Annotated in this window: 12 protein-coding genes; 8 read left to right on the top strand and 4 right to left on the bottom strand. The window is 73.0% G+C overall.

Annotated elements, in window-relative coordinates:
- Window positions 1-153: 153 nt before the first annotated feature.
- The gene (locus N7925_RS12000; RefSeq protein ID WP_265599646.1) at window positions 154-966 is read right to left on the bottom strand and encodes an arylamine N-acetyltransferase family protein; all 813 of its coding nucleotides are present in this window, start codon (window positions 964-966) and stop codon (window positions 154-156) included.
- 181 nt (window positions 967-1,147) lie between these two features.
- Between N7925_RS12000 and N7925_RS11995 the strand changes: the two genes are divergently transcribed.
- From N7925_RS11995 to N7925_RS11985, 3 genes are all read left to right on the top strand, one after another.
- On the top strand, window positions 1,148-1,477 hold the full coding sequence (locus tag N7925_RS11995; RefSeq protein WP_274343852.1) for a hypothetical protein: 330 nt from the start codon (window positions 1,148-1,150) through the stop codon (window positions 1,475-1,477).
- Window positions 1,478-1,633: 156 nt separating this feature from the next.
- On the top strand, window positions 1,634-2,107 hold the full coding sequence (locus tag N7925_RS11990) for a winged helix-turn-helix transcriptional regulator (protein ID WP_274343851.1): 474 nt from the start codon (window positions 1,634-1,636) through the stop codon (window positions 2,105-2,107).
- A gap of 140 nt (window positions 2,108-2,247) precedes the next feature.
- Window positions 2,248-3,108, top strand: a complete 861-nt coding sequence (locus N7925_RS11985) for a S1 family peptidase (protein WP_274343850.1) — start codon at window positions 2,248-2,250, stop codon at window positions 3,106-3,108.
- A 74-nt stretch (window positions 3,109-3,182) separates the two neighbouring features.
- Here N7925_RS11985 and N7925_RS11980 read toward each other — a convergent pair whose 3' ends face one another.
- The gene (locus N7925_RS11980) at window positions 3,183-4,052 is read right to left on the bottom strand and encodes a TetR/AcrR family transcriptional regulator (protein ID WP_274343849.1); all 870 of its coding nucleotides are present in this window, start codon (window positions 4,050-4,052) and stop codon (window positions 3,183-3,185) included.
- Window positions 4,053-4,137: 85 nt separating this feature from the next.
- Between N7925_RS11980 and N7925_RS11975 the strand changes: the two genes are divergently transcribed.
- Complete coding sequence (locus tag N7925_RS11975; RefSeq protein WP_274343848.1) at window positions 4,138-4,998, top strand: siderophore-interacting protein; 861 nt, start codon at window positions 4,138-4,140, stop codon at window positions 4,996-4,998.
- Between the two features lie 16 nt (window positions 4,999-5,014).
- Here the strand turns inward: N7925_RS11975 and N7925_RS11970 are convergent, their stop codons facing one another.
- Together N7925_RS11970 and N7925_RS11965 are read right to left on the bottom strand one after the other, a co-directional pair.
- A complete protein-coding gene (locus N7925_RS11970; RefSeq protein ID WP_274343847.1) occupies window positions 5,015-6,658 on the bottom strand; it encodes an N-acyl-D-amino-acid deacylase family protein in 1,644 nt (547 codons plus the stop codon).
- A gap of 51 nt (window positions 6,659-6,709) precedes the next feature.
- Complete coding sequence (locus N7925_RS11965) at window positions 6,710-8,047, bottom strand: alanine racemase (protein WP_274343846.1); 1,338 nt, start codon at window positions 8,045-8,047, stop codon at window positions 6,710-6,712.
- Window positions 8,048-8,181: 134 nt separating this feature from the next.
- On the opposite strand from N7925_RS11965, the gene N7925_RS11960 reads away from it, so the two are divergent.
- From N7925_RS11960 to N7925_RS11945, 4 genes are all read left to right on the top strand, one after another.
- Complete coding sequence (locus N7925_RS11960; RefSeq protein WP_274343845.1) at window positions 8,182-9,411, top strand: sugar kinase; 1,230 nt, start codon at window positions 8,182-8,184, stop codon at window positions 9,409-9,411.
- On the top strand, window positions 9,408-10,166 hold the full coding sequence (locus N7925_RS11955; protein ID WP_265599637.1) for an IclR family transcriptional regulator: 759 nt from the start codon (window positions 9,408-9,410) through the stop codon (window positions 10,164-10,166). The genes N7925_RS11960 and N7925_RS11955 overlap by 4 nt, the downstream gene beginning before the upstream one ends.
- Window positions 10,167-10,172: 6 nt before the next feature.
- Window positions 10,173-10,583 carry a RidA family protein gene (locus N7925_RS11950; protein ID WP_265599636.1) on the top strand — a complete coding sequence of 137 codons (411 nt, stop codon included), beginning with the start codon at window positions 10,173-10,175 and terminating at the stop codon, window positions 10,581-10,583.
- Window positions 10,584-10,927: 344 nt separating this feature from the next.
- Window positions 10,928-12,403 carry a GntP family permease gene (locus N7925_RS11945; protein ID WP_274346440.1) on the top strand — a complete coding sequence of 492 codons (1,476 nt, stop codon included), beginning with the start codon at window positions 10,928-10,930 and terminating at the stop codon, window positions 12,401-12,403.
- Window positions 12,404-12,433 lie beyond the last annotated feature (30 nt).

The raw sequence follows: 12,433 nt of genomic DNA, 5'->3' as shown, positions 1-12,433 counted from the left end.
CGTGGGATCGCCCGGTCGGGGCGGCGTCGCGGCTTGGAAACGGGGCGTGGGCGGCCGGAACGGGTGAGATGCGCCACGCGGGTGCCCGCGCCGGGGCCGGGACCCTGTGCCGAGCCCGACCGGGCCGGCGCGACCGTTCCGGCCGCCGGGTCGTCACTCCGGCAGCCGCGTGCCCTCCGGGAGCCGGATGCCGAAGTCGTCCGCCAGGACCCGCAGCGCCTCGTCGCCGTCCCTCAGCTGCCGCTCCGTGATCGTGCCGTCGTCGGCCGTCTCCACCAGGTCGAGCCCCGACAGTGCCAGGTGGGAGCCGATCCGGGTGCGCTGCGCGTACACCGCCTGCCGGAACGGCGAGCGCGGGTGCGTCGCGATGTGCCAGTTGATCACCTCGTAGTCCGGCGCCTCGAACGGCTCCAGGGTGAACGAGTACTGCGGCTCCCACGAGCCGCCCTTCTCCGCCCGGAGCTCCCACATCGGCAGCGGGCCGTCGTGCGCGACGTGGACGAGCCGGTGGTGGCGCGGGGCGTCGAACAGCTCGGCGTTCTCCACCAGCTCGATCGGCTCCAGCAGGGCGCCGGTCGCCCCGAACCCGACGTCCGCCAGATACGGGTGCGGCTCGCCGGCCACATCCACCCGCATCAGCATGTGCGTACGGGGCCGGATGTCGCCCGGGGCGGCACCCAGCACCACTCGGGCCGTCAGCGGCGTCACGGAGAAGCCGATCTGCCTCAGCGCGGCGGAGAAGAGGGTGTTGTGCTCGTAGCAGTACCCGCCGCGCCCCCCGTGCACGAGCTTCGCCTCCAGGTCGGCGAGTGCCAGTGACGGGGCCGAGCCGAGGACGGCCTCCAGGTTCTCGAACGGGATGCCGATCAGGTGGGCGCGGTGCAGGGACCGCAGAACCTCCAGCGTGGGGCGGGGCTTTCCGGTCCAGCCGATGCGGGCGAAATACGCGTCCAGGTCGAGAGTCATACCCCGACCGTACGCAGCCGGGGGGCGGGCGCGCCTCCGACCACGGACCGAGGTGCGCGACCGCACGGCCTCGGTCCCGGGACCCGGGACCCCGGGTCCGCGCAGGTGGCGGGAGGTGCGGCTCGCTCAGATATTGCTCAACTCGGGTGAGAGCCGGGCCGGGCCGGGTAGCGGTGGCCATATGAGCATGTTCCGGAAAACCCAGCCCCTCGCCGTACTCGTCCTCCGAGACGCCCCCGATGTCGTCGCCGGGCTCCGGCGCGCGCTGGAGACCGCCACGGACTCCGAGCGCCCCGGACTGGAGCATGCCCTCGTCCTGGCCGAGGACGCCGCCGCGCGCCCGGACGCGGAGCTGCGCGGCCGGTGGGTGCGGCAGCGGCTCGCCGCCGCGGGACACGAGGGGCCGGTGGGCTCCGTGGAGGCCATCAAGGTCCTGCGCCGGGCCGAACCCGGTCTGACGCTCCTCCAAGCGGTGACGTACGCCAGGGAGGCGGAGGCGGCGGAAGCCTGAGGCGAACGGGGTGGAAACCTGAGGCGGGCGGGGCGGAAGCGGCATGGTTGTCGGACGTGCCGCTTAGGCTGGTCGAAGGTGCCGGGGGGCGACAAGTACCCACTGCGGAGTGGGTGGTCACCTCGCGGCCGGCGACCAGGCAGGGGAGGGGGGACGATGCGGATCGTACGGAGGCCGGGGGCTTTCGTCTGCGGGATCGACGCGGCGATGGACGTGATCGGCGGCAAGTGGAAGGTGCTCATCCTGTGGGCGTTGAACGAGCGGACCTGCCGCTTCGGTGAGCTGCGCCGGGCCGTGACCGGGGTGACCGAGAAGGTGCTCAGCTCCCATCTCAAGGAGTTGGAGGACGACGGCATCGTGCACCGCGAGGTGTATGCCGAAGTGCCACCGCGCGTGGAGTATTCGCTCACCCCTCTGGGCCTCTCGCTGAACGCCGCGCTGGAGCCGCTGGGGCAGTGGGGGCGCGACCACATCCGTCGCGACGCGGAGGAGGCCCGAGACGACGGCTGTCTCGGCGCGGAGGAGGCCGGAGTCGATACGGGAGTCGCGGTCGCGGTCGAGGCCGGAGTCGGCGCCGGGGCCCGGGCCCGTAGCGGCGCCGCTCCCGAGGCCGTGGCGGGGCTGAGGTAGCGACAGCCGCGGCTGCGGCTGTCGCCCGGAACCGGCCCCTGGCGAGGGGCCCCTTGTGATGGCCTGACATCTGCGCCAACATGCGCATGTCAAAAGCCGGAAGATCTCCGGCCCTTGGCATCACTGGAGGGGACCCCCACATGAACAAGCCTCTCGTCGGTGCGTTTCTCGCTGCCCTGCTCCTGGGGGCGGGTGCCGCGCCCGTCGCCGCAGCCGCACCCGCGCCGCAGACACAGGAAGCCGCGCCCAAGGCCGGCCCCGCGGCGAAGGCCGTGACCTTCGCCGGGACCGTAGCGCTCAGCAACTGCTCGGGCTCGGTCGTCCGTTCCCCCGACGCCGCCCCCACCGACCCCGCCCTCGTGCTCTCCAACGGGCACTGCATGGAGTCCGGCTTCCCGGGTCCCGGCGAGGTCGTGGTCGACCAGCCGTCCTCCCGGACCTTCACCCTGCTCAACGCCTCGGGCAGGGGTGTCGGCACCCTGAAGGCGAGCAAGATCGCGTACGGCACCATGACCGACACCGATCTCTCGCTCTACGAACTCACCAGCACCTACCAGCAGATCGAGAACAACTACGGCATCCGGGCGCTGGAGCTGGAGACCGCCCACCCGACTGCGGGTACCGCCGTCACGGTCGCCTCCGGCTACTGGAAGCGCACCTACAGCTGCGACATCGACGGCTTCGTCCACCAGCTCAAGGAGGGCCGGTGGACCTGGAAGGACTCGGTCCGCTACACCCCGGAGTGCCGGACCATCGGCGGTACGTCCGGCTCGCCGGTGATCGACGACGCCACCGGCAAGGTGGTCGCCGTCAACAACACCGGTAACGAGAGCGGCCAGGAGTGCACGGACAACAACCCGTGCGAGGTCGACGAGAACGGCGAGGTGACCGTCCGCGAGGGCATCAACTACGCGCAGCAGACGTACAACATGGTTCCGTGCATCGGGGCCGGCAGCACGATCGACCTCACCCGTGAGGGCTGTGCGCTGCCCAAGCCGTAACCGGAGCGACGGCAGCGGTCAACGGTGAATCCGGCGCGCGCCGGGCGGCCCCGACCCCTTGAACCCGGGGCGCACTATCGGGGCCGCCGGGCGCGCGCCGCCTCGATCCCGTCCAGCAGCACCCCGAGCCCCACCCGGAACGCCTCCCGGGCCTCCCGCTCCGGATACGGCATGGCCCCCGCGCCCTCTCCTGCGCCCGCGCCCTCTCCTGTACCCGCGCCCTCTCCCGCGCCCGAGCTCTCTCCCGTCCCCGGGTACGGCTCCACCGGCCCGTCCGCCTCCAGCCGGCTCACGGCGGGGAACCGCTCCGCGAAGTCGGGGACCAGCTCCATCAGGGCCGCCGAGCGCGCCGCCCACCACTCCTCGTCGGAACTCCCGGTCGCCGCCGCGGCCAGCCGTGCGTCGGCCACCACCTGCGCCGACCCCCGTAGATACGGGTACAGGGTCCCCACCAGCCGCCGCAGCGACCCCGCATCGAGGCCGGTCGCCCGCAACAGGACGACCAGCGCGTCCAGGCCCGCGTACTCGTGCGGTCCCAGCACCGGGCGCGCCTGCGAGACCTGGAGTACCCAGGGGTGCCGGACGTAGAACTCCAGGATCTCCCCGGCCCAGGCGGTGAGCGCCGCCCGCCAGTCCGCCGGCTCCGGCCGGGCGGCGGGGAGTTCGGCGTGGACGGCGTCGTACATCAGGTCCAGCAGCTCGCTCTTGCCGGGGACGTAGGTGTAGAGCGCCATCGCCGTGCGCCCGAGCCGGTCGCCGACCGCGCGCATCGACAGGGCCCCCATCCCCTCCGCGTCCGCGAGCGCCACGGCGGCCGTCACGATCGCGTCGACGCTCAACCGGGGCTTGGGGCCCGGGGCGCCGTGCGTGGGGGGCGGGGTGTCCGCGCGCCACAGGAGGGAGAGGGAACGGTGCGGGTCGCCCTGCCCGGCGAAGACCACCACTTGCGACTCCTTACGGCGTAAAGTAACGTCCGGCGGGTAATCCATTACGCCGTAAGCTATCAGCGTGGGAGAGAGGTCGGGCACGATGAGCCAGGCACTGCCGGTCACCTGGGTGCGGGTCACGGACGTCGAGCGGATCACCCCCGCCACGGCCAGGATCGGCTTCACCGCCGACGAACTTCCCGGCCTGCTGGAGGACCGCCCCGACCAGCAGCTGAAGCTCTGCCTGCCGCGCGCCGGGCAGACCGTGCCCCGGCTGCCGGAGCCCGAGCCGGAGCCGGACGCGGATGACCCGTACGGCATGCGCTGGTACGAGGCGTTCCTCGCGATTCCGGAGGCGGAGCGGCCCTGGATGCGCAGCTTCACCGTCCGCTCCTACGACCGGAGACGCAACGTGATGACCGTGGACTTCGTGCTCCACGGCGACGGCGGCCCCGCCTCCCGCTGGGGTGCGGCGGCCCGGGCCGGCGACGTCCTCGGCATGGTCGGCCCGTCCTCCCTCTACGCCCGCCCGCTGCCCGCCGCCCGGCGGATGCTCCTCGCCGGGGACGAGACGGCGCTCCCGGCGATCGCCACGGTGCTGGAGGCGCTGCCCGCCGGAACCGCGGCCGTGGTCTTCGCCGAGGTGGCGGAGGCGGAGGAGGAGCGGGAGCTGCCGTCCGCCGCCGGTGGGTCCGAGGTCCGGTGGGTGCACCGGGACCGGGGCGGCTCGCTGGTGGCGGCGGTCCGGGAGGCGGGACCGGAGCTCGACGGGGTGGACGCGGCCTGGGTGGCGGGCGAGTCCTCCGCCGTCCGGGCGCTCCGCCGCCATCTGGTGGAGGAGCGCCGACTGCCCAGGGCCGCCGTCGAGTTCAGCGGCTACTGGCGCCGCGCGCTCACCCAGGACGACGCCCCCACCGAGGAGGACCTCGCCTGGGCGGCGGAACGCGCGGCGGACGCTCCGTAGACGTCGCGAGGAGCGCTCAGGCGGCCCCGGCCCCCGCCCCCGCCCCGGCCCCCGCTCCCCGGACCGCCCGGCCCGCCAGCACCGAGGTCCGCCTGCCGTCCTCGATGACGAACCGGCCGTCGATCAGCACATGCGGGATGCCGACCGGGAGCACGCGCGGCTCCTCGAACGTGGAGCCCGCCGCCACCGTCTCCGGGTCGAACAGCACCAGGTCCGCGCGGTACCCCTCGCGCACCAGGCCCCGGTCGGTGAGCCGCAGCCGGGCCGCCGGGCGCGAGGTCAGATGGGCGACGCACTCCTCCATCGAGAGGATGCCCAACTCCCGGACGTACCGGCCGAGATACTGCGGGAACGTGCCGTACGCCCGGGGGTGCGGCTTGTCGCCCTGGAGGATGCCGTCGCTGCCCCCGGTGTGCACCGGGTGCCGCATGATCTGCTGGACGTTCTCCTCGTGGCCCACGTGCTGGAGGATCGTCGTCCCGAGCCGGTCCTCGGTGAGCAGCCGCCGGGCGGTCACCCAGGGCTCCTCGCCCCGCAGCGCCGCCGACTCCGCCACCGTGCGCCCCACGTACGCGGCCAGGTGCGGTGCGCCGACGCCGGAGATCTCGATGGTGTCCCACTCGATCGGCACGCCGTGGCAGCCGTCCGAGCCCAGCACCTCCAGGTGGTGCCGGATCCGCTCCGTGCTCTCCGCGTCCGCGAGCCGGGCGAGGATGGCGTCCGGCCCGCCCTCGCTCGCCCAACTCGGCAGCATGGCCACCAGCGTCGTGCAGCCCGGGGTGTACGGGTAGGTGTCGAGCGAGATGTCGGCCCCGGCGGCGAGCGCCCCGTCGAGCAGGGCGAGGAGATCGGGGGCCCGGCCCTTGTTCACGCCGAAGTTCATGGTGGCGTGGGCGAGATGCAGGGCGCACCCGGCGCTGCGGGTGAGCCGCACCATCTCCTCGTACGCCTCCAGCGCACCGGCCCCGTAACTGCGGTGATGCGGGCAGTAGTAGCCGCCGTGGCGGGCCACCACCCGGCACAGCTCGGTGAGTTCGGCATCGTCCGCGTACATCCCGGGCGTGTAGGTGAGGCCCGAGGACATGCCGACCGCTCCCTCCCGCATGCCCTGGTCCACCAGCTCCTTCATCCGGGCCAGTTCGGCGTCGGTGGCGGGCCGGTCGTCCCAGCCCACCGCGTACATCCGGACCGTGCCCTGCGGGATGAGGTAGGCGGCGTTCACCGCGATGCCCCGGCCGCCGAAGTTCCGGTCGAGGCGGTCCAGATAGCCGCCGACGGTGCGCCAGTCGAAGTCGATGTCGCTGCCGTCGCCGTTCCAGCCGGTGATGGAGCGCCGGACCTCGGCGAGGGTGCGGTCGTCGGCCGGGGCGTACGACAGCCCGTCCTGGCCCAGCACCTCCAGGGTGACGCCCTGCGCGGCCTTCGCGCTGTGGTCGGGGTCGCGCAGCAGCGCCAGGTCGCTGTGGGCGTGCATGTCGATGAAGCCGGGGGCGAGCGCGAGGCCGTCCGCGTCCACGGTCCGGGTGGCGGTGGGGCGGGGGCCGGGGGAGCCCTCGGGGTGGATCTCGGCTATGCGGCCGCCGTCGAGGGCCACATCGGCACGGTAGGAGGGTGTGCCGGTGCCGTCGACGACGAGCGCGTCACGCAGGACCAGGTCCATGGGTCGCCTTTCCGATCGGGGAGGGGGCAGGGATGTCTCGGGCCCGCGGCTCTAGAAGAACGTGCGGATGTAGTCGGTGACCGTGCCGTCCGCCGTGACCAGCGGGATCAGCTGCCACTTGTCGAAACTGGTGCAGGGGTGCGAGAGACCCATGCCGACCCAGTCGCCCACCTCCAGCTCCGTGCCCGCCTCCGTGCGCACCCAGGTGTGCTGATCGGAGAGGCCGGTGACCGTGACCCCGGTGGCGGTCCTGACCGAGCCGTCCCGGCCGGAGCGGACCACCTGCGCCTCGGGCAGATCGAGGTCGTACGCCGCGTCGCGCTTGCCCGCGTTCAGGAACGCCTGCTCGCCGGAGGGGCGGGAGACGACCTGCGCCCAGAGGCGGAAGGCGGGCTCCAGCGCCCCCTCCTCGGGGACGCGGTTGAACGGGGTGAGGTGCTTGTAGTGCCCGTCGTCGTGCGAGACGTACGCGCCGGAGCGGAGCAACTTCAGCACCGGGGCGCTCAGTTCGGGGATCTCCGCGAAGGCGTCCGCGACCGCGTCGAACCAGGCGCTGCCGCCCGCGCTGACGACGATCTCCTCGGCGCCGGAGAACCGGCCGGCCGCGTCGAAGTCGGCCGCGAGCCCGACGAGTCGCCGCAGCCACTCCCGTACCCGCTCGGGGGAGGCGTCCGGCACCTCGCCCTCGTACCCGGCGACGCCCACCAGCCGCAGCGAACCGGCCGCCGCCACCGCGTCGGCCACCGCCGCGCAGTCGGCCTCGGTGCGGGCCCCGGTGCGCGCGCCCACGCCCGCGCCCAGCTCCACGACCACGTCGACCGGGCGGGTGGCGCCCGCCGCGCCGAGGGCCGTCTCCATCAGCTCGACGCCGCGCACGGAGTCGACGTAACAGACGAAGCGGAACCCCGGGTCGGCGGTCATTTCGCCGGCCAGCCAGCGCAGGGCGACGGCGTCGACCAGCTCGTTGGCGAGGAAGATCCGCCCGATGCCGTACGCCCGGTAGACCCGGGCCTGGTGGGGCACGGCCGCCGTGATGCCCCACGCGCCGCGCTTCAGCTGGTCCACGAAGAGCTGCGGGGACATGGACGTCTTGCCGTGCGGGGCGAACGCGAGGCCGTGGCGCTCGGCGTACGTCTCCAGGAGGTCGAGGTTGTGGGCCACCGACTCGGCGGAGAGGGCGAGGACGGGGGTGGTGAACCCGCCGGTGAAGAGGTTGCGGCGTTCGGCGGCCAGCGCCCCGACCGTCAGGCCCTCCGCGTCCGGCGGCAGGGCCTTGAAGCGGTGGTCGACGCGTTCGTCGGCGAGGCCGGACGCCAGGGACGCGGGGGAGACGCCGGGGGCGGAAGGCGCGGGGGCGGCGGTGTGGCCGGTGGGGCGTTCGGCTGCCAAGGGGAGCTCCTCGAAGTTCGTTGCAACATATGCAACACCCATTGCGTATATCGCTCAACGCTGTCTAACATCCGAGCCGATGCCCGGTCAATGGTGACCACCGGCCCGCACGCCGATCAGTGAGGAGCCCTCCAGTGCCCGGACCCGCAGCAGGGACGGCCGACGCCGCCACGAGCACCGATGTCGTCTGTCTCGGTGAGTCCATGGTGACGTTCCTGCCCTCGCAGCCCGGCCGCCTCGCCGACGTGCCCTCCTTCGGGCGCGGGATCGGCGGCGCCGAGTCCAACGTGGCCTGCGCGCTCGCCGCCGCCGGGCACCGGGCGGCCTGGGTCGGACGGGTCGGCGCGGACGGCTTCGGCGACCACCTCGTCGAGACGATCGCGTCGTACGGGGTCGACACCTCGGCCGTCCGCCGGGACCCGGTCCGTCCGACCGGCATCTACTTCCGCACGGCGACGGACCGCGGGACCGACACCCACGAGGTCGCCTACTACCGGGCCGGGTCCGCCGCCTCCGCGATGTCCCCGGACAACGTGCCGTACGAGGACCTCCTCGCGGGCCGCGTCCTGCACCTGTCCGGGATCACGGCCGCGCTGTCCGCCGACTGCCTGGCGCTGCTGCGGGAGCTGACGGCCGCGCGGCCGGGGCGCCCGTTGGTGTCGTTCGACGTGAACCACCGGCCGCATCTGTGGCGGGGCGGCGACGCGGACGCGTCCGTGCTGCTGGAGCTGGCCCGCCGCTCCGACCTCGTGTTCGTCGGCGAGGACGAGGCGGAGGAGGCGTGGGGGATCGTCGGCGCGGAGGCGATCCGGGCGGCGCTGCCGGAGCCGGCCGTGGTCGTCGTGAAGCGGGGGAGCGCGGGCGCGACGGTGTTCGCCTCGGGGCTCCGCCCCGGACCCCGCTCCTCAATCGCCGGAGGGGCTGAGAATGCCCCGGCCTCGCGCTCCGCGGAGGGCGGAGTGGCTGAGAATGCCCCGGCCTCGCGCTCCGCGGAGGGCGGCGGGGCCGGGAATGCCGCCGGGGCAGGCTCGACGGGTGCCGGCGGGGCCGAGTCCGCCGCCGACACCGTCACTCTCGTCCCCGCCCTCCGCGTCGACGTCGTGGCCGCCGTCGGGGCCGGGGACGCGTTCGCCGCCGGGTTCCTCTCCGCCACCCTGCGCGGGCTGCCCGTGCGGGACCGGGTCCGGCACGGGCACCTCATGGCCGCCGCCGTCCTCACCGTCCCCGGCGACCTCACCGACCCGCCCGCCCGCGACCACGCCGACCGCCTCGTGGCCCTCGACGACGAGGGCTGGGGGAGACTTCGTCTCGGCCCCGGCTGGACCGCAGCCGACCGGGCCGCCGAGGAGGTACGCACACCATGAGCCAGACCGTCGACCGGGCACTCAGCATCCTGCCGCTGCTCGCCCAGGGGCCCGCCGACCTCGGCCAGGTCGCCGAGCGGCTCGGGGTCCACAAGTCCACGGCGCTGCGTCTGCTGCGTACGCTCCACGAGCACGGCCTCGTCTACCGCCAGGAGGACCAGCGCTACCGCCTCGGCGCCCGGCTCTTCGCGCTCGCGCAGGAGGCCGTCGAGAACCTCGACGTACGCGAGATCGCCCACTCCCACCTGATCGCGCTGAACGACCGGTGCGGGCACACCGTCCACCTCGCCGTGTACGAGGAGCAGGAAGTCCTCTACATCGACAAGGTCGAGAGTCGCTACCCGGTCCGGATGTACTCACGGATCGGCAAGCCCGTCGCGATCACTGTCGCGGCCGTCGCCAAGCTGCTGCTGGCCGACCTCACCGAGCCCGAGCGGCGCGTCATCGCCGAGAAGCTCGACTACCCCATGTACACGTCCCGTTCGACGCCCAACGCCGCCGCGTTCCTCAAGGAGCTCGCCGTCGTCCGCGAACAGGGATGGGCCACCGACCTCGGTGGCCACGAGGAGTCCATCAACTGCATCGGCGCCCCCATTCGCGGCGCGGACGGGCGGGTCGTCGCGGCCATGTCGGTGTCCGCACCCAATGTGGTCGTCACGGCCGAGGAACTCCTCACCCTGCTCCCGCTGGTCCGGCGCACCGCCGAGACCATCAGCCGGGAGTACTCCGGCACCACCCGACCCAAGAAAGCCTGATCAGCCATGACCGAGAAGACCGCCCTCACCCCCTCCACCCACACCGCGCCGCCCGCGAAGTTCTCGCACGGCGTGAAGAAGGGGAACATCCTCCAGGTCGCCGGCCAGGTCGGCTTCCTCCCTGCCGTGGAGGGCCAGGCCCCGACGCCCGCCGGCCCCACGCTCCGCGAGCAGACCCTCCAGACCTTCGCCAACGTCAAGGCGATCCTGGAGGAGGGCGGCGCGAGCTGGGACGACGTGATGATGATGCGCGTCTACCTCACGGACGTGGACCACTTCGCGGAGATGAACGAGATCTACAACACGTACTTCTCCGAGCAGAACCTCAAGGAGGCCCCCTCGGCCCGCACGACGGTCTACGTCGGCCTGCCCAAGGGTCTGCTCATCGAGATCGACGCCCTCGCGGTGCTCAGCTGACCACCCGGGTCCGCCGACCACTCGGTCCGCCGACCACCCGGGTCCGCCGACCACTCGGTCAGTTGACCACTCGGTCCGCTGACCACCCGGGCCCGCTGACCATCTCGGTCAGTTGACCACCCCGGCCACGCCGTCCCCTCGGTCGGCCGACCCCTTCGGTCGGCCGACTGCCCCGGCCCGCCGACCGCCCCGGCCCGCCGACCCCCGCCCCCTGATCGCAGGCCCCCGCTGATCGCTTCGCCCCACCCGCAGGACCGCTCCAGCACGCCGTACGGCACGGCGCCCCGCTCCCCGGGGGCGCCGTGCCGCGCTCCCCCCTGCCCTCCAGCACCACCGGAGTCCCCATGCTGCTCGCCGCCACCCCGCCGCCGGTCGAGGCGCCACCGCACACCGGTGGCCTGCTCCTCCTGATCGACGGCACCGCCGGACTGCTGACCATCGCCGCCCTCGGCATCGCCCTCCTGCTCTTCCTGATCATCAAGGTCAGACTCCAGCCGTTCGTCGCCCTGCTCGCGGTCTCCATAGCCGTCGGCCTCAGCGCCGGACTCTCGGTCACCGAACTCTTCGGCACCGTGCAGAAATCCGCCGCCGTCTCGGTCATCGAGTCCGGCATGGGCGGCATCCTCGGCCACGTCGCGATCATCATCGGGCTCGGCACCATGCTCGGCGCGATCCTCGAAGTGTCCGGCGGAGCGGAGGTGCTGAGCGCACGCCTGCTGAACGCCTTCGGCGAGAAGCGCGCCCCGCTCGCCATGGGAATGACGGGCCTCGTCTTCGGCATCCCGGTCTTCTTCGACGTCGGCATCTTCGTCCTCGCGCCGATCGTGTACGCCGCCGCCAAGCGCTCCGGAAAATCGATCCTGCTCTACGCGATGCCGCTGCTGGCGGGTCTGTCGATGACCCACGCGTTCCTGCCGCCGCACCCGGGGCCGGTGGCCGCCGCCGGACTCTTCAACGTCTCGCTCGGCTGGGTCATCCTGATGGGCGTCGTCGTCGGCATCCCGTCGGTCATCGCCGCCTGGGCGTACGCCGCCTGGATCGGCAAGCGGATCTTCGTCGACGTACCGCAGGACATGGTGGAGGCCGCCGCGGAGGCCAAGGCCGCCGTCGCCGCCGAACAGCGCGCCGCCGGGGTCACCCCGCACGAGAAGCCGGTCCCGCTCGGCACGGTCCTCGCGATCATCGGCACCCCGCTGATCCTGATCCTCGCCGCGACGTTCTCCTCCATCGCCCTGGACCCCTCCACGCTCCGCTCGGTGGTCGAGTTCTTCGGCAACCCGTTCGTCGCCCTGACGATCGCCCTGTTCCTCGCGTACTACCTGCTGGGCATCCGGCGCGGCTGGTCCCGCAAGTCCCTGGAATCGGTCTCCACGTCCTCGCTCAAGCCCGTCGGCAACATCCTGCTGGTGGTCGGCGCGGGCGGCATCTTCGGCGCGGTCCTCAAGGGCAGCGGTATCGCCGACGCGCTGGCCGACACCTTCAACGACGTCGGCCTGCCGGTCATCCTGCTCGCCTGGCTGATCTCGGTCGTCCTGCGCGTCGCCCAGGGCTCGGCCACCGTCGCGATCGTCACGACGGCCGGCATCGTGGTCCCGCTGGTCGAGGGCCAGGGCCTGTCCCAGCCCCACCTCGCGCTGATCATCATGGCGATCTCGGCGGGCTCGATCTTCGCCTCGCACGTGAACGACGGCGGCTTCTGGATGGTGTCGAAGTACTTCGGCATCAGCGAGCGCGACACCCTGAAGTCCTGGACCGTCCTGGAGACGGTGCTCTCGGTCGCGGGCTTCGTCGTCGCGGCGCTGCTCAGCCTGGTCATCTGATCCCGCCGGGACAGGCGGGACAGCCCTTGG

The sequence above is a fragment of the Streptomyces sp. CA-278952 genome, assembly GCF_028747205.1.
Lineage (GTDB): Bacteria > Actinomycetota > Actinomycetes > Streptomycetales > Streptomycetaceae > Streptomyces.
The sequence above is the reverse complement of the archived record's forward strand: the minus strand, read 5'-3'. Positions and strand labels throughout refer to the sequence as shown.